The organism is Candidatus Tisiphia endosymbiont of Thecophora atra (assembly GCF_964026395.1).
GTDB lineage: Bacteria > Pseudomonadota > Alphaproteobacteria > Rickettsiales > Rickettsiaceae > Tisiphia.
In genome coordinates this window covers 638,401-661,833 of the sequence record NZ_OZ032145.1, presented here as the reverse complement: position 1 = coordinate 661,833, position 23,433 = coordinate 638,401, and the positions used below count along the sequence as shown (strand labels likewise).

The window sequence follows — 23,433 nt, the reverse complement described above, 5'->3', positions numbered from 1 at the left end:
TTCTATTCTTCCTCTTCTATAGTTATCGTTTCGCTATCAAAAGTAACACTAGTATTATGAGAAGACTTTTGACGAATTAGTTGTTCTATTTCAGAGCAGATAGCAGGGTGTTCTCTTAGGTAATGTTTGACATTTTCTCTACCTTGACCTATACGAGTGTCATTATATGAAAACCAAGAACCTGATTTTTCTATTATTTCAAATTTAACACCAAGATCAATTATCTCGCTTTCTCTAGAAATACCACTACCATACATTATATCAAATTCTGCCGTTTTAAACGGTGGAGAGACTTTATTTTTAACAACTTTAATCTTAGTTTGGCTTCCTACTATATCTTCTTTATCCTTGATTGTTGAAATTCTTCTAATATCTAGCCTTACTGAGGCATAAAATTTTAAAGCATTACCACCTGTGGTAGTTTCTGGACTACCAAACATAACGCCTATTTTCATTCTAATTTGGTTAATAAAAATAATTATACAATTAGTTCTTGAAATTGATGCAGTGAGTTTTCTAAGTGCTTGGCTCATTAATCTAGCTTGTAACCCCATATGAGAGTCACCCATTTCCCCTTCAATCTCTGCTTTAGGCACAAGAGCAGCAACACTATCTATAACGACCATATCAATAGCTCCAGAACGTACTAGAGTATCAGTTATTTCAAGTGCCTGCTCTCCAGTATCTGGTTGAGAAATAATAAGCTCGTCAATATTTATGCCAAGTTTTTTGGCATATGCTGGGTCTAAAGCATGTTCTGCATCAATAAAAGCACAAGTACCACCTTTCTTCTGTGCTTCAGCAATTACATGTAGAGTTAAAGTGGTCTTTCCTGAACTTTCCGGCCCAAAAATTTCAATAATTCTTCCCTTAGGTAAACCACCTATACCGAGTGCCAAATCAAGCCCTAGAGATCCTGTTGGTATTGCCTCAACGTCTACAGCAGGGCGTTGACCAAGTTTCATGACAGAACCTTTGCCGTAACTTTTTTCAATCTGGCTAAGTGCAGCAAGCAATGCTCTTTCTTTGTCTATAACGTTCATTTCTAGAATCAGCTTAATAAAATTAAATTAAATTAATAAAGTAACATACGAGGAAAATCCAGTAAAATAATTACAAATATTAATATCATAGTGATTTAAAAATTGCAACTAAAAATTAAAAGAATCTATTCTTTAACCTAAAGCTGATCTGTCAACAGCAACCTTAATGTTTAATTGTTCTTGACCCACAAATCCATGTTATATTGTTTACAATATTCAAGCATATCAACGGTATTAGGATAATGTATGCCAAACTCCTTAATTTGTGGCTTACCAAAGAATTTATAATTATATAAATCTTTACTTTTACAAGCTGCTTTTGCTCCATGATTATACAAATAACTTATTAGGGCAATATTTTTACTTCTATCTCCATATAAATAATGAAGTATAACAAACGCTTCTTTGTAAGATTCTATGGCTTGCTTAAGCCTATCTTGGGCAAACAAAATATCTCCTTGTGCTATATAACTATCTGCTAAATTAGGATTCTTAGAATAATTTGCACTTTCAGAATCATTGTTTTCATTTGCTAGCAACATATGTATAGCTTTATTAATGTATTCAGAAGCTTTATCTATTTTACCTAAACCTAGTTCACTTCTTGCCATTTCTGTATAAATATCTGCAAATATTTCATGATCTTTATGCTTTATGGGCTTAAGTATATCATATAACTGTTGAGCTTGAGCATAAGCTTCTTGATATCTACCAAGAGAATTCAATATCTTTGCTCTAAATATATAAGGTCCACTAAGGATTGGGTCATTAATATGTACCCCATTTTTTATACGTAGTTCAATAACTTTCTCTTCCCACTCTAAACTTTCCTGATATTTGCCTCGTGCCTCACATAATGTACTTTTTAAAAAATATATTATAGATATATCAATTTCTTGTATTACTCCTTGTTTTGCTAGTTTTTCAGCCTTTTTAAGAAATTTTTCAGCTAGTTTTATTTCGCCTAAAAATATATAAGCCCAAGATGTATAAGAAATTAAAGTAAGTTTAAGGGAATAATTAGCTTCATCATCATCAAGCTTGTCCAAAATCTTTAATGCTCTAGTAAGATAAGAAATCATTACGTCAAAATTGCTTGATGTTATCAAATACATTCCTATTGCTACTAAGTACCTAGCATAACAAAATTTTTGAGATTCAGACATCTTCCACAATTTAAATTCTTTCTCTTTTTGACTAAACCAATCAAACATTTGTTGCGCTTTGCTGGTATTATGAAGGTTGACATACAAAGAAAATAACTCAACTCTTAAGGCAAGTATTGCGTATAGGTTAACATTATATTTTTCAGAGTTTTTTAGAATAATTTCTAAATTCTCTGGTATAGTTTTGGCACCCCTCCACAAATATCCTGAATAAGTCCCTTTAAATTTAGGTAATTTGCTAATAATATTTTCTAAATATATTTTAGAACTATTGCCATTTCGTTCCATTATTTTATTGCTAATTATATCATGCATTTCAAAAATAGGATTATCCTCGCTAGCATTAGTATTACTGATTAGCATAAATTTAGATAGTTGATATATATCATCATCTAAAGTATCCTTATGATCAGTAATAGTAGTAAGAAGCTGTTTTGAGAAGCTTTGGTTATTTAATAAAGCTATTTTATTAAGTAATGTTACTGCATTAGGGTTTAATTGTTGAATAGCCATACTAATATTTGTTGCTATTTTATCAGTCGATTGATAAATTTTCTTTTTATATTCTTCTTTATCTAGACCTTTAATTTTATTAAGTAATTGAGCCCCCTGCACTATAAGTATTGGATAACCACTAAAAGATTGCGTTAAAAATTCGATACTATTTTTATCTTTATTATCCAATAAAGTATTAGCCAAAGTTACGATAGTAGGTTTATCAAACAAGGTCATTGCTATAATATTAGGTAACTTATCATTATCTTGCGAACAAAACACGACCTGACCATTATGTTCCCAATCAATAAAGTCTTGTACTTTTTTATTTTCATTAACTTTTAAATTATCAAATACCAATAACCATTTACTAGTAGAAGTTAAATATGACATTACTTCTTTTTTAGCTAGAGTTACTGCTTCAGATATATTAGTTTGTTTAACCATATTGAGTTGTTGGGCTAATTTAACAAATTGTTCATTAAAATCAAGGTTACAATCAAAAAACCAAATTAGATCATAATTATTTTTATTCTCATAACTATACATCCTAATTAATTGAGTTTTACCTATACCGCTAGTACCCACTATACTTGCTTGTCTATATTTATCTAAATGTTTCTCAAGAATTTTAAGTTGTTGCTCATGATTGACAAAATAACTAACTGGGGTGATTAAATTAGTTATTTGTTCTTTTGCCAAAGTTCTAGTATTAATGATTAATACTATGATTAATAGTAAGAATTCTTTCATATAATGAAACCGGTGAAAAATAAATTATGCCCTAGCGGTTACGTATAAAACACATTATACGAATAACTATAAAGAATAAACAAAAATAATTCAACTTAAGTTTAAATATTAATAATAAAAATCATTAAAAAGTAGGAAAGTTTGTTTGCTAATTCTGAACCTAAATTCCACTAGCCTAGTATCAGTAGAGCATCTTTACAATCTCAAAGTTCGTATAAATAATCCCTTATGGTGATTTTTGACATGTATAACGCCGATAGACCTCTAAATTATAACCTTATCCCAACGTAACTAGTGATTTGAGCAGTATTATTTATCAGGAGTGTAAATGACATCGTCAAACTCCTCATTTAACGAGGGCATTCTGATTTGCAAACTTGCTGTACAATTTATCACATTGAAATTGATGGAATATATTTACAACATATATTGATACAATTAACAGCTTGTAAATTGTTATAGTAAGTTATAAACTATCAAATGCAATAGGAAAAAATTACAGGGCAGTTTAAAAGTCATAACTTTAGTCGGGACTTTTAAACTGCCCTGAAAAAATTACTGGAAATTTTATCTTGACAAATCAGTCTAGATCATAAATTGTTTTTTATTCATAACTAACATAGGACTTTAATATATGATCAATCATGTGAATTCAGTAGCATCTTCTAAGGAGAATGTAACTAAAAAATCTTATGATTTGTATTTCGCAGGTCCCTTATTTACTAATAAGGATCTTATAGGTAATTTATATTTGGCTTTAGCCCTAGAGGAGGCATCTAGTGGTAAGTATAAATGTATATTACCTCAAAATTTAGAACAAAGGGATATCCATGCTCAACACATAAAAAATAATGATTTAAAATCTGTAAAAGAAGCTGATGGAGGCATATTTAGTTTTGATGGGTCAGATCCAGATTCTGGTACAGTAGTGGAATTTATTCATAGTAAATTTTTAAATAAACCTGCAGTATTATATAGAAGTGATATTAGGTTGGGGGGAGATCATAAAAGAACCCAAGGTGATCCTTGGAATCTGATGATGTCAAATTATCCGCGTACTAAAGTTGTCATAATTGAGGATATAGTGCCAAAATACCAAGATTTATATAAGCAACATTCAGGTGATGCACACAGTATATCCAAAGCATTATCTCTTTTTATGGTTCAGTCTATTATTAAGGCATTAGATGAAGCATTTGCTACACCGCCATTAGTGCTGCCTGATAACTTAGATAAGAAAATGCTAGATAAGTACTTTCATATACTTAATGATTTAGATATGTACTAGTCAAGACGGACTATTGAAAATAGTATAACAATAATATTTTTTATTGATATAAAATACAGATAAAAATATTTAATTTTTTTTAAAAGATAATTGCTGTTAAGAGCCTTAGAACTTATAGTTCGATATATACCAAATTTATCATATAAGAATTTGGTAATTATTTTAATATTCCCATTAACTATAGTTTTGTATTATAAAGTTTTTCTTTTTAAATATGATAAAGTACCTAATCTAACACTATGGAGTTGGCATAGATCAGATGACTTATTATTTATTGATAATAATACAGCCATTGCATCCTTAATAGCTACCATCTATATAGACCTAGATAAAATAAAATTATACCAAGAACAAATACTCTTATAACCCCAGCTAATACTTTTATTATTCCAGTTTTTCGTTTAGAAACGAAAGCAAAAGGAAAATTAGATGCAAAAAGTTTAACTGATTTAAGTAATATTATTTTGTCTGCATCTCAACCTAGACAACTGATACAATTAGATTTTGATGCCACTTATAGTCAAAGAGAAATTTACTTTCAGCTAGTTGAAACATTAGTAAAAAACAATAGAAAAATTTCTATTACTGCCTTATCTTCATGGTGTATGTTTGATAGTTGGATAGATAAACTTTCAATAGAATATGCCGTGCCAATGGTGTATCAAGGCAGAAAAGAAAATCAAGATATTTAAAGTTTTTGTATTTAATAAAGATAAATGGAATGTCGACCTAAATCATCATCAATTACTGTCTTCTCATAGCTACCATTACGACGATTATTATCTACTTTTTCTACTTTACTATGTTTTAAGTAGCCCAATTCATGATACAACTCACTTGCCAATATTTTTTCGACTATTTGTTTTTTGAATTTTTGGAACAATCCATCCCGACCAAATACTTCTGACGGATTTGCTTTTGCTAACAACTCTTCTACTAGCTGATTATTTATGTTTAATTTTTCTTTATCTTTATCTATTTCTTTAGCCATAATTTTCCTTTGTTTTATTTACTTCTTTTTACAGTAATCTCTTACTGCTTTTTTTGCAACTTACACAAATCCTATTATAGACTCAATCTTTCTTAATGGTCAAAATCTAGAGTATACTCGGTGAACTTCAAGAATTGGCGTCGTCGTGTCTAAATATCTCCGCTGCTCCGTTACTCATGTACGCTCCGCTGCTCAACTTTGACATTCCTAGCTCTTCTTGAAGTTATACTATCATCTACCAACTCTTAAAATCATAGCAGTATATATTTACGAAGCCAATTCTTCAAAGCATAAGAGTGTACTTTTTTATCATCCTTTCTACTGAATTATCTAGCACAAGTTCTTGATAATTAGAAGCAAATTCTATCCATCGTAATTCGTTTGATTCAGAATTTTTTACAAAATAGTCGTTGCAAACGGTTTTTAATAAAAATCTCACATCATAATGATAATGTTCTTGGTCTATAGAATTACTAGGAATTAGATGAACATCTATATCATAAATCTGTCTAGAAACCGGTTCAATCTCTAAAATACCAGATTCTTCCTGTGCCTCTTTAATTGCTACAGCCAAAATGTCATTATTACCATCACAATGTCCTCCTGGTTGCAACCATTTATCCAACTTACGATGATGCATCAGTAAGAATTTTGTTTTATTAGAATTAAGCAAGAATCCTGAACCGGTAAAATGTCCTTCTTTTGTCTCCCTACTAAATGGATTTTTACAATTATCTAGAAAGTCCAACATCCTTTCTTTATATTCATATTCTTCTTGAAAATTGCTGACATAATTTTTTATATTTTCATGTAAGTTCATAATACTTCTTTTCGTCCCATCTCTGTCATTTCCATTACAAGCTGCTTTATTTTCTCAACTCTTGATTTATTTACGATCAGTAAAGCATCCTCAGTATTAATAATTATTATATTATCAACTCCTATTACAGCAGTAAGCTTATTATTAGAACTAATATATGAATTTGTACTATCAATGTTTATAACATCGCCTTCGCAGTAATTATTCGTTATATCTTCTTTTTGTATTTGCCATAAAGAATGCCAATTGCCAATATCATTCCAACTAAAATTGGCTTCTATCATAATCATTTGACTAATATTTTCGATTATAGCATAGTCTAAAGAAATTGGGGTAATATGTAGGTATGGTTCTAAAGCAAGTGTTATATTATTATAATCTTTGGTTGCAAAATAATATGCATCATACGCATGTTTAAAGAGTGCTTTTTGCCATAATTTAGCTTGCTCTAAAATAAAATCTATATTAAAAATAAAAATTCCTGAATTCCAAAAATATTTGCCATTTGCTAGATAATTTTGTGCTTGTTGAAAAGTAGGTTTTTCCACAAATTGTTGGGTGTTGTAAGTTCTATCTGCTAATAACTTATTTATTTTAATATAACCATATTCGGTATTTGCAAAACTAGGCTTAACCCCTATAGTACAAATACCAAATTTTGCGACATAATTCAAAGATTCATTAATAGTAATTAGGTACTTATCAATATCATGTATATAATGATCAGAAGGCAGTAGTATGATCGTATCATAACCGTTATTCTTTGCTTGAATAGCTGATATAATTGCACATGAAGCTGTATTTTTAGGCATAGGTTCTATTATTAAGTCTGCTTCTATATTTAGCTCTCTAAGTTGCTCTTTTGCTATTAATTCATATTCCTTAGCAATTATTAAAGTTGGTTTGCCTAAAGTTCTGTTTGTAATCAAAGTTTTTTGTATTAAACTCAAATTATTAAATATTTTTATAAATTGTTTTGGTTGCATCTGTCGTGATAATGGCCATAATCTACTTCCTAGACCACCAGCCATAATTACTGGTTTTACTTTCATATATTATTAATTATATAATTAAAGCAACTTATAGTTTATAACTTTAAAAAAGTCTACTAAAATAAACATGGGAAATATATATGCACAAAAATCATAAAAAAACTAATAAGCTTTTCTTTAAAATAGCTGGAGTACTTATAATTACTTATGGTTTGTACCTAGGCTATGTAGAGTTTTATGATCACAAATGGAAATATGTAACTCCTACCGACCAACAAGTACAGAAATATACAATTAGTGAAAACAAAGCCCTAAGATTGTACCAATTAATGAAAGATACTCATGAGATATTGACTAAACATAACATACAATATTGGATTACAAGTGGTACACTTCTTGGGGCAGCAAGGCATAAAGGCATCATACCTTTTGATGATGACTTAGATATTGGCGTAATGCACGCTGATGAAATAAGGTTACAAGATATACTAACAGATTTTGTCGAGTTGGGTTATAAAACTTCTCATCAAGATTTTTACACTATATGCAACAAGGTATGTATAGATATTTTTATTTTTCGCCCAAAAGACAACATGTTTATATATGCTAATTTCAGAACGTTACATAGATTTCCTAATGATTTCTTTTATATTAACGAAGTATTTCCACTGAGGAAATATCAATTTGGTGAGATTGAAGTTTATGGTCCTCATGAATTTAAAGCTAACCTAGATAGGCAATATCCAGAATGGGATAAATACGGGATAATTCAGCAACCGCATAGTTATTTTGTTACTCTTTCACCTATTGAACAAAAGACTAAATTCATTTTAACTCCCAAATTATTAAAGCCAGCTATGCCAACTGGTCCTTTAGAAGACCGGGTAATTCCGAAATTACTAACTAAAGAGTAAACTTATCAATGAGTTATATTCCATTATTGCTTACTACCGGACTTGTTGTTTTATTTGGTTTATTTGCTTGGTTTTATCATAAGACAACCAAATTAAATGCAGAATTAGGCTTTCTATCAAATAACTATTTAGAAGCAAATAAGCAGAATCAAATTTTGCAGCAAGAGAAAATTTCTTATATCCAAAAAATTGAGCAATTATCTAGTAAAGTAGACTATCAGAATCAATTGATAACTGAAGCAGATAAAGCAAGACAGGAGTCATATGCATCGGCAAAAAATGCTTTATTTGATCTTGGTAATGAATTGTCTAAACAATTAATTGAAATTCATAGACGGGAAAATCAAGAAGCAAGGGAATTATCAGAAAAAAATATTTCGGGAGCAACAAGCAAATTTAATAACGAGTTTGAACGTTTAATAAACATGGTTGGATCATTAAGTAGGGATATCGAACAATCTAAAGGAACAGTAGACATTATTAAACAATCCCTTCTTTCTCCATCTGGAGCTGGATTACTTGCTGAAATTACTCTTGAGAACATTCTAAAATCATCAGGTCTACGTTCTAATTTAGACTTTATCATACAATATTCTGTGACAACTACCGATAATTTAAAACTTAGACCAGATGCCCTAGTTTTCTTACCTTCTGGTAACTTAATGGTTATAGATGCAAAAGCTTCAAAGTTTTTAGTAGATTTAGGGCAAGATAGTTCTAATCTTAGTAAAACCATGAATAATCATTTAAAATCCTTAAATAGTAAAGATTACGCGGAAAATATTTTAGTTAGTTTCCAAGATAAAAAAGAACATTTTTCTAATATAGTTACTTTGATGTTTGTCCCTACTGAACAAGCAATTGAAAAAATTCTGATTGCAGATAATAATTTTTTATACAAGGCTTGGAAAAGCAATATTTTCCCAGTTGGTCCAGCAGGACTTATGAATATGCTATCATTTGCTAAATTCCAAATTTCAGATTATAGACGGTCAGAAAATCACAAATTAATTATAGAAGAGGTAAGAAAATTATTGACCTCTATTGCTTCATTAGCGGAGCATTCGCAGAAACTTGGCAATAATATTCAGCATATAGTCAATAATTATGATAAATTTGCCGCTTCTTTTAATCGACATTTTTTATCTAAGGCTAGGAATATTCAAAAATTAGGCATAGATATTGGTAACAAAACAATCCAGCATCCTATAGAGCGTTATCAGCTTGTTTCATCAAAATCTGAAATTATTGATGCACAGTTGCTCGAATCATCCGATAAAATCAAGGAATTAGAATAGACCTCTTGCATAATTTGCTTATGTTGTGGAATTCGCAGGCACTCCCATAATTTCAAAAAATGAGGAATTGACTTTAATTGTTAAAATATATATACTTAAGTTAACGTTATAATGACGTCAGTATGATATCAAAATTATGAGACATAGAGCGTGACAAAAATTATTAATTCTAAATATAAGGCTAGCAGAAGACTTGGTGTAAGCCTGTGGGGCGATAGTAAAGATGCCTTCAATACAAGAAATTATCGTCCTGGTCAACATGGTCAGAATAGTATGGTTAAAACTTCTGATTATGGTCTACATTTGAAGGCTAAACAAAAACTTAAATGCCATTATGGTAGAATTAACGAGAAGCAATTTAGAAATACTTTTACTCTCGCACAAAAAATGAAAGGCAATACGGGTGAAAATTTTATAGCCCTGTTGGAAAGAAGGCTTGATGCTGTTATATACAGAATGAATATTGCACCAACGATTTTTGCTGCAAGACAATTTGTTACCCATGGTCACATTAAAGTGAATGGTAAAAAGGTTAATATCCCAAGTATAAGACTAAAAGAAGGAGATGTCATCGAGCTAAAGGAATCAGCAAAACAAATCCCTGTAATACTCGAGACAGCTAGCAAACAAGGAAACATTGTACCAAGCTATTTAACTTTTGATTCCAATTCATTGTCTGGTCAGTTTGTCAGAATCCCAGTAATTTCTGATGTTCCGTACCCATTTGAACCAGAAGTACATTTAGTAGTTGAACTCTATTCAAGATAATTAAGAGACTAAATATCATCCCTGCTTCGGTGCAGCTTACTCGCCATGTTATCACCATGTAGGCAGGGGGCTATAATACTTAACACATCCTTCTAGGCTATTTTTTTAGATATTAGCCTGTTGGGATGACAATTCATATTAAAATCTGATCCTGCCTATAATAGCTTATTAGATATCTTTCGAAACTCGCTTATGCACAAGGATTTAAAGAAGCCACGAAACCTCGACCCGCAGCGTACTCAAATGTGCGTGAGGAGCAGAGTACCGGGAGCATGAATAAATTACCAACAGAAGTAGAGTTTGCCAAAGATATCTATTGATTACCACGTTCCAACCAATGCCCTTCAGCTGGTGACAAGTCACTTGCCACAGCTCTTCTGTCATCAAATACAAAACATTCTCCTTGCCATAACCTATTACGATTATGTGTCACTTCTAAATATTGTAAAATACCACCTTTAAGATGGTACACATCATTAAAACCCAGTTTCTTCAAATAGGCTGTTGATTTCTCGCATCTAATCCCACCAGTACAAAACATTGCTACTTTTTTTCCAGCAAGTAATTCTTTATTCTGCTCTACCCATTTGGGAAATTGCTTAAACGTTTCTGTTTTCGGATCTATAGCCCCTTTAAAAGTACCTACACAAACTTCATAGTCATTTCTAGTGTCTACTAATACCACATTATTTTGGCTAATAAACTTGTCCCAGTCCTTTGGCTCAATATACTCTCCTTTAAGATTTGCAATATCAATATCCCCAACTGTCATAGCAATAATTTCTTTTTTCAGCTTTACTTTTAATTTTTGAAAAGGATGGATATCACAGTAATTTATTTTAATATTTACCTCTTCCGCAGACGTAAGTTTTATAATTTCATCTACTAAAAAATTCACCTCTTCTTTTGTTCCAGAAATTGAACCATTAAATCCTTCTGGAGCTAAAAGAATAGTACCCCTAATTCTTCTTTTTTTACCAATAAGTAAAATCTTTGGCAGCAAAATCTCAAGGTTTTCTAGGTTAGTAAAACTATAAAAACTTAATACTGCTATTTTAGAATCATTATCCATATTGACTTCATTATTACTAATTTTCAGATTTGGTAACTGGCAAAGCTATAAACATAGAAACACCCCGTCTCTGTACCAACAAGATTATATTTTGCTTTTTAATAGATTGGGCATTGTCATACAACACATTTAATTGATCTATAGAAGCTATAGGTTGTTGATTGCTCGCTATTACTAAATCACCAATTTTAAAACCATAATTTTTTCCGTCTTTTGCAATATCAGTTACAATAATGCCCTCGACTTTACTTTTAATGGCAAATTTTCGTTTAAGATTATCTGTTAAATTACTAAAAGTAACATTATTTTTTACAACAGAAAATTTATTATCAGAAGTTTTATCGCTTACCTTGTCGTTTACTTTTTTAGGCTCTATATCCTCTTCACTACTAATCTTGCCACTTAATTCTTGATTTTTGCCATTGCGTACAACGATAATTTTTACCTCTTGATCAACGCTAGTTTCAGCAACCATTATCTGCAGCCTCCTAGAATTTTTTACCGGTTGTCCAGCAAATTCTATTATTACATCCCCAAGTTTTATACCAAATTTATCAGCTGGACCATCTTTTTGTACTTCCACTACTAACGCTCCCGAAGCTTCTTTTAACTCAAATCCTTCAGCTATTTCATTAGTTACTTCTTGAATTACTACCCCAAGCCTACCGCGATTAATTTTTCCATTTTGCCTTAGCTGGTCAATAATTGATTTAGCAGTATTAGATGGAATAGCAAATCCAATACCAATACTAGTCCCAGAAGGTGAAAATATTGCTGTATTGACTCCTATAACTTCACCATTAATATTAAACATTGGTCCACCGGAATTACCATTATTAATAGCCGCATCAGTCTGTATAAAATCATCTACTATACCGTTAGTGTTATCAATATCACGTCCCTTTGAAGATATAATACCAGCAGTTACTGTTCCTCCAAGTCTACCAAAAGGATTACCAATAGCAATAACCTGATCTCCTACCCTAGCTTTACTGGAATCACCGAATTTTACAAAAGGCAAAGGAGTTTCGATCTCAATTTTTAAAAGAGCAAGATCAGTTTTTTTATCACTACCTACCAATTTAGCTGATAGCTCCCTATTATCCGTTAATTTTATGTGAATCTCATCTGCATTTGCAACTACATGATGGTTGGTAACAATAAAACCTGTAGGGTCTATAATAAAACCAGAGCCAAGGGGAACAGATTTAGGATTGGAATACATCTCATCAAAATCAAAAGGTAGATTAAAACGCTCTAAAAGTTCATTAAAATGATCAAATGGAAAACGCTCGAAAGATTTCTTATGAGAATCTTCTGATTTTTGGTTATATTGTACTGTATACACATTTACCACAGCTGGAATAAGTGGCTCAACAATGTCTGCAAAACTATAATTATGGGATTCAAGTATCTTTATTGGCACTGACTGCAAATTACTAGATTCCTCAGGAGTAATTTTGCTTGACTGGATATTTTCAGCAAAAACAGAAGATGCCAACCACATAGTCATCAGAAAAGTGGCAATTAAATACCTTAGTAAATTGCTAAACTTACAAATATTTTGAACCATATCATCTACCTAATTACTAGTCATCCTATTTACCCAAATTTAGATATTTAAATAGCTCTGCTTCCGGAGACAATACAAAAGAAGTATCATCTTTCTTTAAAGTATTTTTATATACTTCCAAGGATCTATAAAATTTATAGAATTCCGGATCAACAGAATAAGCAAGATTATATATCTTAGCTGCCTCCCTGTCACCATCACCTTTTATAATTTGAGATTGCATATAAGCTTCAGCAAGTAATATTTTACTTTCTTTGTCAGCTTTTGATCTTATGCGAGCCCCTTCTTCTTGCCCTTCAGCTCTTATTTGGGTAGCCTCTTTTTCACGAGCAGTTTGCATGCGGCGATAAATTGCTGCACTATTCTCTTTCGGTAAATCAGCTCTTAAAATTCTAACGTCAATTACATCAAGTCCAAAATTCTTTGCTTCCTCATTAACCTGATTTAAGATATTTGACATTATGTCAGACCTTGCACTTGTCAGAAGACTAGTCAAAGGTAATCTACCTATAACTTTTCTCATTGAAGATTCTAGGTTTTTATTAAGTCTAATTTTAACACCTTGGTAGTTATGTACAGTTTTGTAAAACATCACAGGATCAACAATACGAAATTTGGCAAAAGCATCTACAATTACCCTTTTTCCATCAGAAGCAGTTAGCTCTTTTGCTTCCGCCTCTACATTTAAGATACGTTTATCAAAAAATTCAACATTTTGAATAAATGGAATCTTTATATTTAATCCTGGACTTTCAATGGTTCTCATTGCCTCACCAAATTGAAATACCACAGCGGAATGGCGTTGATCAACGGTAAATAAAGCACTGCTAACTGATAATAATAATCCGAAAACTACGAAACTTATATAATAAATTGTCTTCATCCAGCACTACTCCTTAATTTTATTTTGCTGAATTGCCATATGCGGCAAAACGCCATTAGTACCCATAATAACTTTGCTGGTATCCGTTAGAATATTTTCTATAGCTTCTAAGTAAAGGCGATCCTTAGTTATTGACTTATTAGCAACATATTGTGTATAGACAGCAGCAAACCTTTTGCTGTCTCCTTCAGCTCTTGAGATAACCTCTTGTCTGTAACCTTCTGCTTCTTGAACAATTTTAGCCGCCTGCCCTCTAGCTTTAGGTAAAATATCATTATTATAGGATTGTGCTTGATTTATCTCACGTTCTTTATCGGCTTTAGAAGTTTGTACATCCCTGTAAGCATCAATTACTTCAGCTGGCGGTTCAGCTTTTAGTAACTGCACTTTCTCAATACCAACACCAGCATTATAATGATCAAGGATTTTCTGTGTTAAACCTTCAATCTTATTAGTGATTTCTTGTTTTTGGTCTGATAATATCGAAGAGATAGGAGTATTGCCTATAACTTCTCTTATAGCACTTTCAGCAGCTGTTTTTACAGAATCTTCTGGATTAACAATATTAAAAATATATTTTTCTAAATCAGTAATATGCCACATTATATCACAATTTAGTGCAACAATATTCTCATCGCCAGTAAGCATAGTACTTTCAGCAGCCACAGCTTTGGTGTTATCCATATTAGACCTAAGGCTACTTGTTGATCTATAGCCGATCTCAATTCTACGAGACTGATTTACCTTCTCAACTACTACCTGTTCAAACGGCAAAGGAAGGTGATAATTCAAACCAGGGAATCCTTTACGAACAAACTTACCAAACCTCATTACTGCAGCTTCCTCTCCTTCCTTAACTTCATAGACTCCGGAGGCAAACCAAACAGCAACTAATGACAACAAAACTAATACCATTATGTTATTGTTGAAGCCAAACTTATTATAGAAATCGTTAAGGTTAAACTTATTTTTTTTCCTTGGTCTAGTAAATATATTATATTCACTTTTTTCTTCCTCTTCAGAATCTCCCCAAGGGGATTTTTTTAGAACTTGAGTATATATTCGATTAAACATTTTCTGCTATTGCTATTTTGTTAATTTGTATACTATATCACTAAATATAGTTAGCACTAATACTATTTGATAAAAAAATTTAGTACATTATTATATCTTGTATATCTAACCGCGTCAAGGCTCGTTACTAAAAAATCAACACCTGTATTATAACATTTCTAGCATCTGAGGCTTATGAAAATATAGAAGTACTAGAACTACATGAACCTACTACTAGATTAATGCTAAAATTACTCCTGAAGTAAGTAGAGTGTAAATTGTAAGCAGTGTTTGATCCTCTATTGTAATCACATCTGACCTACCTCTTGCAATAGTAAAACCCTGATGAGGTATGGATTGTGGGGATTAAACTATGAACTTATACCATTTCCCAAAACTAAATTGCTACTCGGAGTACGAGTGTCGAACACCGGAGTGCATAACTGTCGAAAGTTAGTAAGATTTTTGCCATAATAGTTAATCCTATTTCAAAAAAATCTTATAATTTGCAGCTAAAAAGTTAAAATAGAGTAATTTAAATTTTGTTCAGAGCCTAGATATATGACACCAGTTCATTTCATCTTCCTAAAAATACAATAACCAAAACTACTCCACTGAAAGTTCAGAACAACAAAAATATTAACCATCAAAAACTATAATAACAATTTTAGCGACTGTTACTAAATTAACATTATTCTAAAAAACTTAAAAAATTCCCTTTACTCTGCGGAAAAATAATTGTATTCATGCAAGATGATACTACGTGGTGTAGTGTCAGCACCGAGGTTAGAAGACAATCGAACAAATTACAATCTAACCTCAGTGTCTATTTTTCGCAAAACAAAAAACAGGAGTTAATTTTATGACTAACGATGTTAAAAATCAACCACAAAATAATTTTACAAATGAAAAAATAAATAATATCATTAATATTGCGGCACAAATATTTAAAGGAGTTTTGCAGAGCAATAATATAACTTATATAGAATTTATCGCAGTTCGTATAGGTTTAGAAGGAATTGAAATACTTAGCAAAGTTTTAGAAGATAATAAGCTTATAACCGCAATACGTCTTTGCAACAACGATATTGACCTTGAGGAACTAACTATGCTTCAAACCGTTAGAGAATAATCATAGTGTGATTAATATAGATATTGGATTTAATAATATTAGGTGTTCAGGGGCTAATCATACTAGCTGAATTTCTAGCAAGTGATAAAACCATAAAGCAAATAAGTCTTATAGGCAATGATATTGGTGATGAAGGGGCGGATATACTGGCAGGAGTTCTAACAAATAATGAAAATTGTAAAGCAAGTGGATATTGGTAGCAATAATATTACTGATAAAGGAGTAATAACACTGGTGAGACTTCTAGAGTTTAATAATAAAATTACAAGCAAAATAATAATAGAGTTCACAGATTATGACAATGAAAATATTAGTTATCAAGTAGAAGAGCTGTTAACTGAGATTCTAGAAAGCCATAACAAAACTAGAAGTAGAAAATATTTTGTTTAATTTAATGTAGAATTAAAATAACGAAAGAGGCATTTCATGGAAGATATTGAAAATTGGCAGATAAAGTTTAAATCTTGCGAATATTCTGCTAAGTTACTTAGTAAATTGATTTCACTAAATGAAAAAGTAACTCACCCAGTAGATATCAGAGAAATTATCAAAGCTATCTATTATGCTAAGAAATATCATGGTAGTCAAATGCGGCAATCAGGTGAACCATGTTACTCACACCCGATTGAAGTAGCTTATATGTTTGCTAGCTATACAGCTCAAGCAGTTCACCAATTATTTAACACTAACATGATCGTTACCAGTTTACTACACGACACGATCGAAGATACAAAACTTACCGAAGAGATGATTACTCAAATTTTTGGGAGTCTAATTGCTAGCCAAGTGGAAGCTCTAACAAGAATCAAGCCTTACGGCAAGATTAGCTCCAAAGAGATTTTAGATTTATTAGTTCAACAAGAGAAATATGATGTAGCATTGATTAAAATTTTTGATCGCATTCACAACTTACAAACTCTAGGAGCTAGATCACCTGAAAAGGCACTGAAGGTAGTTAAGGAAACTATAGGATATTTTATAACTCTTTGTATTCGCTTAGAAATACCAACAGCCGAACAACAATTAGTAAATCTATGTTACAAAAATTTGCCTATTAACTCCATACCGGCTCTAGACTATAAAGTTTTTTGAGTGGATGATTTTAGCTATTTTCGTCAGGTTTTCAAAATGCAATAATCCGTAAGTAAAACCAATGATTATAGGAATTATAATAAACCATATTCCCCAATTGCCAAAACACTCAACAAGGTAGACAAAACCAAAAGCACTAATAACATATATCATAGCACGAGATACAGAAAATGTCATGCTAGCATAGGTAAAACGTTTAAATATAGGAAAGCTTTTTAAACAAATAGGAGTAGCGGGGTTTAAGCATTGTTTCCATAAGACTATAAAAAATTGAATAAAAAATAACTGATAAGGAGAATTAACATTATTCAATAAATACGGACAAAATATCATAAAAATAGAAAATATTAGCAGTGTAATTTTTATGATTAATAATGGATATACTTTTAAACTTAAATAACATAATATTAATGTGATTAACAACTCCATTATACAAACAATAAAATTATGCTTAATAATTTCGGGTACTGTGTAACCAAAGCTAGTTTTTAAAATATTACCACAATATATATAAATAAAATAAACACATACCGGTAAGGCACATTGTAGTAAAAAGAAAGCTATTACAGTTTTTTTATTAACTTTTTCTTGCCAAATAGGATCGTTTTTTAAAATATTTATATCTGTATTAGTTGTTTTAAAAACTTTTTTTATTCGACGTTTGGCATCGGCAAATTCTGGGGCTTCTCTAAGTTTTTTTCTTGCAACAGAACCAACAAATGCAATTATTGCACCAATCCAAAATGCTATACGCCAATTAATACCATAACAAACAACAAGTGAAGAAATTGCCAAAGCTCCTACTGTTCCTAGGACAGCACAAGCCCCTATCAATCCAACACTTGCATATTGTATTGGGGGCGCAAGCATTTCAGTTAAATAAAGTTCTGCCCCTACTATTTCGCCCATAGAAGACATACCTTGAACAGCCCGGCAGATAATCGCTATCCAAACCGCTACGATTCCTACTTGTTCGTAAGTAGGAAGATTAGCCATAACAACGCAAGCAGATGACATCATGAAAGTTGTGATAATAACTGTTGATTTACGCCCTATATTATCACCTATCCATCCAAATATTAAAGCCCCTAATGGTCTAAGTAGGTAAGTTGTACAAAAAGCACCTGCAGAATACAAAGCAGTAGTGTGTGGATCAGTTTTGGGAAAAAATAATTCATTAAGAACCCCTGCCATATGAACGTAAATCATCAAATCAAAATATTCAAGGAATGTGCCTATTGATAGTAACCTCACAGCTTCTTTTTGTTCTTTGTTTAAACTTCTTTGTTCTTGAGGATACCCTATCATTTTTCTTACCATCAATAGCTTGACTATTAATGATAGCAAGAAAAAATAATATTAAAAGTGAAATGATAATTTTTAGTTGACAATATCACCGAATATTTAATAAAGCCTAAATAGTCTAGGAGATACCTCTTTGACATATTCACTATACATTTCAGGATAATCACCTTTGAACTTTGGTAGGTCAAAGGTTTTGCGGGTAGCTTGCTTCCACGATACAAGAATATTATCACCTTTTTTTAGGTAAATATGGAATTGCATATAATTCATCACTTCTAACTTTAAGCTATCTTCCTTGCAGAGTAGCTGTTGATGTATCTCTTCCAACTGATTCAGCTCTTTTACTTTTTCAGCTATTGCGTCATTTGCTTCGATAATATTTTGGCTATCAACATTATTGCTAGAAATAGCGTAGTGTTTTCTTGCCTGCTCAACAGTTTGGGATACAGTTTGTGGTATTACCTCAGGGGTAGTGGAAGTCTGTTTTATAAAGAACGCCGTAAAACCCATATGTCTTTAGCATGTGGGATGTAAGGCGTTACTTACCATATCGTCTAATTGTATCGGAATTAGCTTCGCCAATCGAGCAAACAAAATAACCATCCGACCAAAAAGTATTTTCTTTCCAAAATTGTTGTTTTAAATATTCATAGTGTAACTTCCATATTCTGTATGTAGATATTGATTTTAAGCGATTAACAATAGAACTAATAGCAAATTGAGGAGTGATATTTAATAATATATGAATATGATCTTGGTCAGTTTCGATGATGTCGATTGAGAAAGAAGAGTTTTTAGATACCTCAAAAATAATTTGTTTAATATTATCTGAAATCGCTTTAGATAAAAGCTTTTTTCTATATTTACAAACAAATATTAAGTGCATTTTTATGCTATATTTACATCTATTTTTTGAAATATAGTTTGACATCATACAACAATTATTATACTATATGCTATGATAGTATAATTTAATAATAATGCAAACTAATTTCGCTTACAAATATCGAATATATCCGACTAAAGAGCAAAAGCAATTACTCTCTAAACACTTTGGTTGCGTGCGTTTTGTATGGAATTATTTTTTAAACGAAAGAAAGGGACACTATTTAAAAAATAAAGAAGAAATAGAAGCAAAAAGGATAAAAGGTAATTTAAATTATTACGATAATGCAAAACAACTAACCTTGCTAAAACGAGAAAAGGAGTGGTTAAGAGATTGTAATTCTCAAAGTCTACAAGCAACCTTAAAGCATCTTGATAGTGCTTATAGAATGTTCTTTAGGAAGACTCATGCTTTTCCTAATTTTAAGGATAAAAATGCTAAGCAGTCTTTTACAATTCCACAACATTTTAAATTAGAGGATAATAAAATACACTTTCCTAAATTTAATGAGGGAATAAAAGTTGAAGAACATAGAAAATTACAAGGTAAATTTGTAGTAGCAACATTATCTAAAAGCGCTACAAATAAGTATTACATTTCTATCATTGTTGAGAAAGAAATACAAACCTCTTTGTTAATAGAAAAATCAATAGGTATCGATTTAGGAATAAAAGACCTAATAGTTTGTTCTGACGGTAAGAAGTATCACAATATCAGATCATTATCTAATTTAGAGGACAAGTTAAGATATAAGCAAAAACAATTATCAAAAAAAGTAAAAGGAAGCAATAACAGAAAAAGAGCTAAGCATAAAGTGGCTATTGTTCACGAGAAAATTAAAAATACTAGAAGCGATTATATTCATAAAATGACTAAAGCAATTATCAACGAAAACCAAGTAATAATTGCAGAAGATCTACATGTTAAAGGTATGATGCGAAACCATAAGTTAGCTAAAGCAATTAGCGATGTAGCTTGGCATGAGATACATAGACAACTTGAATATAAAAGTAAGTGGAATGGTAGAGCCTATCATATAATAGATCGGTTTTTTCCTTCTAGCAAAATGTGCAGTTTTTGTAATTTTGTTAATGCTCAACTGATGTTAAATGATAGAACATGGAGTTGTCCAAGTTGCGGTACTCAATTAGACCGGGATTTAAACGCATCAATAAATATACTAAATCAAGGTCTAAACAATTTACAGGCGGTAGGGATTACCGTCTAAAGCTTGGGGAGCTGCCCGTTCTAACAAGGAGCATTGAACCAAGAAGCCAAATGGTCTTTAGCCGTTTGGTAATTCACTAAGCAAACTTTCGGTTTCATCTTCTGCCGCAATATCTGATAGGTGTAAACTAGCTAGCGACTCATCTTCGAGATAAATATGAGCAGAAATTATGCTATAGAACGTGAGTATTATGCGACGAGTGGAGTGTAGAATTAAATTCTCGTTACTGACTACATTTTTTCACCTGTGGAATTTTATAATAAAGAAATACTGATAAAAGTGTACTTTAATGACAAGAGTTTTTATTTGAAACAAAACAATGGTAATACACATAAGAAGCATTATGTTGACTAATTTTTAGTATGTCAAGTAGAAAAGTGATGTTTACATGACTACAAACTTCATTCCAAAACCGCTGCGAACCTGATTCTTTAGACGTTTAAAGCACTTTTTCGTCTCGAAGATGAGTAGCGAGGTTAGGCTTTGGCTTAAATCTTTACTATTCTCAAGACTAAGGCTATTTAGGTTGTCAGAACTATTAACACAGATGATATATTTTAGCCCTTTAATATTGCTGGCTCGAAGACGTTCATTTAGGTTCTTCAGATTATCTCTACCAACTCGGTTGCCTAAATTCCAAGGCAGGACGATATAATTACCTTCATCCTTAGAATTCATGGATATTTTAGTGAAAGGATGCCCAGTACCCAAATAAAAGCTTAGTGATGCTTTAGGAAATGTTCTAATCTCAGTGCCGCTCGCAGTTACTATGTGCAGCTCTGCTTTTTCTACTTGATTTGGTATAAAAATCTTATCGCCTAAGTGAAATTTAGCAATATCCGGTAAATGATCACTATTACTTCTGTAAACATTTTGCATGATTTTTCTAAGATTATCGATATCTTGTGATCTGTTAAATTCGACAATAATTTTTCGTATTTTTCCCATATAATCCCCTGTAGTATCTGTATTGTAGGGGAGTTATTATATCATAAAAAATCACAATTTGCATCAAGTTTTGTGATATTTTTACATCATATTTTCACTAATATAAGTGAAGTTGTTTTTCAACTTAACTTAGCAAATATTTGTTACTCAAAAACTATATAACAAAACGAAAAAACTGTTGCCTGTTAAAAGTTTTTATGTCAAAACACATTAAGGAACTCTCTAAAATTAGGTAGGTAAAATGACTACTAAACATTTGAAGCATGACCAAATTTTTCGCAAAGTAATGGAAAATCCACTAGTAGCACATGAATTCTTAAACGCTCATTTGCCTAAACATATTAAAGCTCTGATAGATTTTCCTAGTTTAAAATTTGAAAACACCAGTTTTATAGAGCAAAATCTAAGAGATTCTATCTCTGATGTGTTATTTTCTGCTAAGTTTGATGGTAAGGACGGTTATCTGTTTCTCCTCATTGAGCATCAAAGTTCGGCTGATCATTTTATGGCATTCCGTTTGTTACGATATATGTTAAATATCTGTGATAGATATTTAACTGCAAATCCTAAGGCAAAGTCTTTGCCATTAATATACCCACTAATATTTTTTAATGGTGCGGGGAACTATAATGCCTCTCGTAATTTGTGGGAACTTTTTGAAGATAACCTACTAGCTAAAGAGATTTGGACAAATGATTATCAAATAGTTAATGTTAATGATATTCCTGATGAGCAGTTAAAGCAAAGGGTGTGGTCTGGGATATTTGAGTTTTTTGCAAAACATATAAGAGAACGCGATCTACTTAAAAAATGGCAAGAAATAGCCGATATGTTACCTGAACTAGTCAAGGTAAGTATTGGCTATAACTATATAGAGCTGCTACTATGCTATACGTTGACAAGAATAAATAAAGAGGATAAACTAGAATTAGAAAAGCTATTAACAAGTAAGTTAAATCAGGAAACAGGTACAAGTCTTATGGGTAGTTTGGCACAACATTGGGAACAAATAGGAGAAGCTAAATTAATAAGAATGTTAATGAGTAAAGGAAGGTCTGTTAATGAAATAGCTGCAATGACTGGCTTACCTATCAGTAAAATTAACGAGCTATTAAAAATGGATATTCAAGGGGAAAGTCCGAAATAATAGAAACAATAAAAAATGCCTTAGAAGGATAGAAGCTACTTGGTAGGTAATCAATATTTGTTAAATTGAAACTATAAAATTCAATTTAGACTTTGTCATGTAGCTGTATAATGCGAGAATCGTTATTTATTGTTTTTGGTTTACTAGAGAAAAAACATGAAGGTATAAAGTTCTTGGTATAAAGCAACCTTTCTAAAAACGAGGACTCCACCGGCATTGTTGCAGTAGTTTTATTAATAAAGTGGACGGCTTTTAGCAAAATATATTTTTCTCTTTCATTTACAACAAAAGCAGCCTTTTCCTCAAAATACTTTTTGTTAAGCTTTTCGGGATTAAGCATATACCATTTTTGGTCTCGCTCAGATTCTTCCAATTTTTGATAGTCTTTAGGCTGGAGATCAAAAAAATCTGATTCTAATATCTCTGCTTTTGCGTATTCATAGAGCACTTGGATTCCTCTACCTACTTCTAAAAAACCAAACATAGTACTTATATTTTTAATTTCTTTAAGGAATAGAAAAATGATATCAACATTATTACAAGTAATAGGAAACTATTTTTTTAAGAGTTTTGCAAGCATAATATT

The 23,433-nt window shown here is 31.4% G+C and carries 26 protein-coding genes; 12 read left to right on the top strand and 14 right to left on the bottom strand.

The window, feature by feature from the left end:
• Positions 1-2: 2 nt before the first annotated feature.
• On the bottom strand, positions 3-1,043 hold the full coding sequence (gene recA, locus AAGD45_RS03285) for a recombinase RecA (RefSeq protein ID WP_341761984.1): 1,041 nt from the start codon (positions 1,041-1,043) through the stop codon (positions 3-5).
• Between the two features lie 170 nt (positions 1,044-1,213).
• The gene (locus AAGD45_RS03280) at positions 1,214-3,457 is read right to left on the bottom strand and encodes a tetratricopeptide repeat protein (RefSeq protein WP_341761983.1); all 2,244 of its coding nucleotides are present in this window, start codon (positions 3,455-3,457) and stop codon (positions 1,214-1,216) included.
• Positions 3,458-4,091: 634 nt separating this feature from the next.
• Between AAGD45_RS03280 and AAGD45_RS03275 the strand changes: the two genes are divergently transcribed.
• The 3 genes from AAGD45_RS03275 (at position 4,092) to AAGD45_RS03265 (ending at position 5,437) form a co-directional block, all read left to right on the top strand.
• The gene (locus tag AAGD45_RS03275; protein WP_341761982.1) at positions 4,092-4,745 is read left to right on the top strand and encodes a nucleoside 2-deoxyribosyltransferase; all 654 of its coding nucleotides are present in this window, start codon (positions 4,092-4,094) and stop codon (positions 4,743-4,745) included.
• Positions 4,746-4,931: 186 nt separating this feature from the next.
• Positions 4,932-5,111 (top strand): hypothetical protein, encoded by a 180-nt coding sequence (locus AAGD45_RS03270; protein WP_341761981.1) that lies wholly within the window; start codon positions 4,932-4,934, stop codon positions 5,109-5,111.
• A gap of 98 nt (positions 5,112-5,209) precedes the next feature.
• Positions 5,210-5,437 carry a hypothetical protein gene (locus tag AAGD45_RS03265; RefSeq protein WP_341761980.1) on the top strand — a complete coding sequence of 76 codons (228 nt, stop codon included), beginning with the start codon at positions 5,210-5,212 and terminating at the stop codon, positions 5,435-5,437.
• An 11-nt stretch (positions 5,438-5,448) separates the two neighbouring features.
• On the opposite strand, the gene AAGD45_RS03260 is transcribed toward AAGD45_RS03265, so the two are convergent.
• The 3 genes from AAGD45_RS03260 to AAGD45_RS03250 all read right to left on the bottom strand — a co-directional run bounded on the left by AAGD45_RS03260 (position 5,449) and on the right by AAGD45_RS03250 (position 7,608).
• Entirely contained in the window at positions 5,449-5,736 is a 288-nt protein-coding gene (locus tag AAGD45_RS03260) for a transposase (RefSeq protein ID WP_341761979.1), read from the bottom strand.
• Positions 5,737-6,019: 283 nt separating this feature from the next.
• A complete protein-coding gene (locus AAGD45_RS03255) occupies positions 6,020-6,556 on the bottom strand; it encodes an NUDIX hydrolase (RefSeq protein WP_341761978.1) in 537 nt (178 codons plus the stop codon).
• On the bottom strand, positions 6,553-7,608 hold the full coding sequence (locus AAGD45_RS03250) for a mannose-1-phosphate guanylyltransferase (RefSeq protein WP_341761977.1): 1,056 nt from the start codon (positions 7,606-7,608) through the stop codon (positions 6,553-6,555). Before AAGD45_RS03250 ends, AAGD45_RS03255 begins: the two co-directional genes overlap by 4 nt.
• Before the next feature lie 80 nt (positions 7,609-7,688).
• Between AAGD45_RS03250 and AAGD45_RS03245 the strand changes: the two genes are divergently transcribed.
• The 3 genes from AAGD45_RS03245 (at position 7,689) to rpsD (ending at position 10,528) form a co-directional block, all read left to right on the top strand.
• Positions 7,689-8,462: a LicD family protein gene (locus AAGD45_RS03245; RefSeq protein ID WP_341761976.1), complete on the top strand. Its 774-nt coding sequence runs from the start codon at positions 7,689-7,691 to the stop codon at positions 8,460-8,462.
• An 8-nt stretch (positions 8,463-8,470) separates the two neighbouring features.
• Complete coding sequence (locus AAGD45_RS03240) at positions 8,471-9,760, top strand: DNA recombination protein RmuC (RefSeq protein WP_341761975.1); 1,290 nt, start codon at positions 8,471-8,473, stop codon at positions 9,758-9,760.
• Positions 9,761-9,910: 150 nt separating this feature from the next.
• Positions 9,911-10,528, top strand: coding sequence for a 30S ribosomal protein S4 (rpsD, locus tag AAGD45_RS03235; protein ID WP_341755185.1), 618 nt, complete (start codon positions 9,911-9,913; stop codon positions 10,526-10,528).
• A gap of 313 nt (positions 10,529-10,841) precedes the next feature.
• Here the strand turns inward: rpsD and AAGD45_RS03225 are convergent, their stop codons facing one another.
• From AAGD45_RS03225 to hflK, 4 genes are read right to left on the bottom strand one after another with little or no spacing between them, the layout of a single operon-like run.
• Positions 10,842-11,600: a rhodanese-like domain-containing protein gene (locus AAGD45_RS03225; protein ID WP_341761974.1), complete on the bottom strand. Its 759-nt coding sequence runs from the start codon at positions 11,598-11,600 to the stop codon at positions 10,842-10,844.
• A gap of 16 nt (positions 11,601-11,616) precedes the next feature.
• The gene (locus tag AAGD45_RS03220; RefSeq protein ID WP_341761973.1) at positions 11,617-13,173 is read right to left on the bottom strand and encodes a Do family serine endopeptidase; all 1,557 of its coding nucleotides are present in this window, start codon (positions 13,171-13,173) and stop codon (positions 11,617-11,619) included.
• 25 nt (positions 13,174-13,198) lie between these two features.
• Positions 13,199-14,056 carry a protease modulator HflC gene (gene hflC, locus AAGD45_RS03215; RefSeq protein ID WP_341761972.1) on the bottom strand — a complete coding sequence of 286 codons (858 nt, stop codon included), beginning with the start codon at positions 14,054-14,056 and terminating at the stop codon, positions 13,199-13,201.
• Between the two features lie 6 nt (positions 14,057-14,062).
• Positions 14,063-15,130, bottom strand: a complete 1,068-nt coding sequence (gene hflK / locus AAGD45_RS03210) for an FtsH protease activity modulator HflK (protein ID WP_341761971.1) — start codon at positions 15,128-15,130, stop codon at positions 14,063-14,065.
• A gap of 841 nt (positions 15,131-15,971) precedes the next feature.
• Between hflK and AAGD45_RS03205 the strand changes: the two genes are divergently transcribed.
• The 4 genes from AAGD45_RS03205 to AAGD45_RS03190 are packed head-to-tail and all read left to right on the top strand — an operon-like array spanning position 15,972 to position 17,333.
• Entirely contained in the window at positions 15,972-16,241 is a 270-nt protein-coding gene (locus AAGD45_RS03205; RefSeq protein WP_341761970.1) for a hypothetical protein, read from the top strand.
• Positions 16,242-16,264: 23 nt separating this feature from the next.
• Positions 16,265-16,441 carry a hypothetical protein gene (locus tag AAGD45_RS03200; RefSeq protein WP_341761969.1) on the top strand — a complete coding sequence of 59 codons (177 nt, stop codon included), beginning with the start codon at positions 16,265-16,267 and terminating at the stop codon, positions 16,439-16,441.
• Positions 16,410-16,631, top strand: coding sequence for a hypothetical protein (locus AAGD45_RS03195; protein WP_341761968.1), 222 nt, complete (start codon positions 16,410-16,412; stop codon positions 16,629-16,631). Before AAGD45_RS03200 ends, AAGD45_RS03195 begins: the two co-directional genes overlap by 32 nt.
• A 36-nt stretch (positions 16,632-16,667) precedes the next feature.
• Positions 16,668-17,333 carry an HD domain-containing protein gene (locus AAGD45_RS03190; RefSeq protein ID WP_341761967.1) on the top strand — a complete coding sequence of 222 codons (666 nt, stop codon included), beginning with the start codon at positions 16,668-16,670 and terminating at the stop codon, positions 17,331-17,333.
• Here AAGD45_RS03190 and AAGD45_RS03185 read toward each other — a convergent pair.
• The 3 genes from AAGD45_RS03185 to tnpA form a co-directional block, all read right to left on the bottom strand.
• Complete coding sequence (locus AAGD45_RS03185) at positions 17,313-18,641, bottom strand: MFS transporter (protein WP_341761966.1); 1,329 nt, start codon at positions 18,639-18,641, stop codon at positions 17,313-17,315. The two genes, AAGD45_RS03190 and AAGD45_RS03185, sit on opposite strands and share 21 nt — an antisense overlap.
• Positions 18,642-18,737: 96 nt before the next feature.
• Entirely contained in the window at positions 18,738-19,148 is a 411-nt protein-coding gene (locus tag AAGD45_RS03180; RefSeq protein ID WP_341761965.1) for a hypothetical protein, read from the bottom strand.
• Positions 19,149-19,176: 28 nt separating this feature from the next.
• Positions 19,177-19,524, bottom strand: coding sequence for an IS200/IS605 family transposase (gene tnpA / locus AAGD45_RS03175; RefSeq protein WP_341761964.1), 348 nt, complete (start codon positions 19,522-19,524; stop codon positions 19,177-19,179).
• A gap of 94 nt (positions 19,525-19,618) precedes the next feature.
• Here tnpA and AAGD45_RS03170 point away from each other — a divergent pair, with 94 nt between their 5' ends.
• Positions 19,619-20,752: an RNA-guided endonuclease TnpB family protein gene (locus AAGD45_RS03170; protein WP_341761963.1), complete on the top strand. Its 1,134-nt coding sequence runs from the start codon at positions 19,619-19,621 to the stop codon at positions 20,750-20,752.
• A 384-nt stretch (positions 20,753-21,136) separates the two neighbouring features.
• Here the strand turns inward: AAGD45_RS03170 and AAGD45_RS03165 are convergent, their stop codons facing one another.
• On the bottom strand, positions 21,137-21,700 hold the full coding sequence (locus AAGD45_RS03165) for a hypothetical protein (RefSeq protein WP_341761962.1): 564 nt from the start codon (positions 21,698-21,700) through the stop codon (positions 21,137-21,139).
• 241 nt (positions 21,701-21,941) lie between these two features.
• Between AAGD45_RS03165 and AAGD45_RS03160 the strand changes: the two genes are divergently transcribed.
• The gene (locus AAGD45_RS03160) at positions 21,942-22,847 is read left to right on the top strand and encodes an Rpn family recombination-promoting nuclease/putative transposase (protein ID WP_341761961.1); all 906 of its coding nucleotides are present in this window, start codon (positions 21,942-21,944) and stop codon (positions 22,845-22,847) included.
• An 85-nt stretch (positions 22,848-22,932) separates the two neighbouring features.
• On the opposite strand, the gene AAGD45_RS03155 is transcribed toward AAGD45_RS03160, so the two are convergent.
• Positions 22,933-23,331, bottom strand: a complete 399-nt coding sequence (locus AAGD45_RS03155; RefSeq protein WP_341761960.1) for a hypothetical protein — start codon at positions 23,329-23,331, stop codon at positions 22,933-22,935.
• Positions 23,332-23,433: the final 102 nt, after the last annotated feature.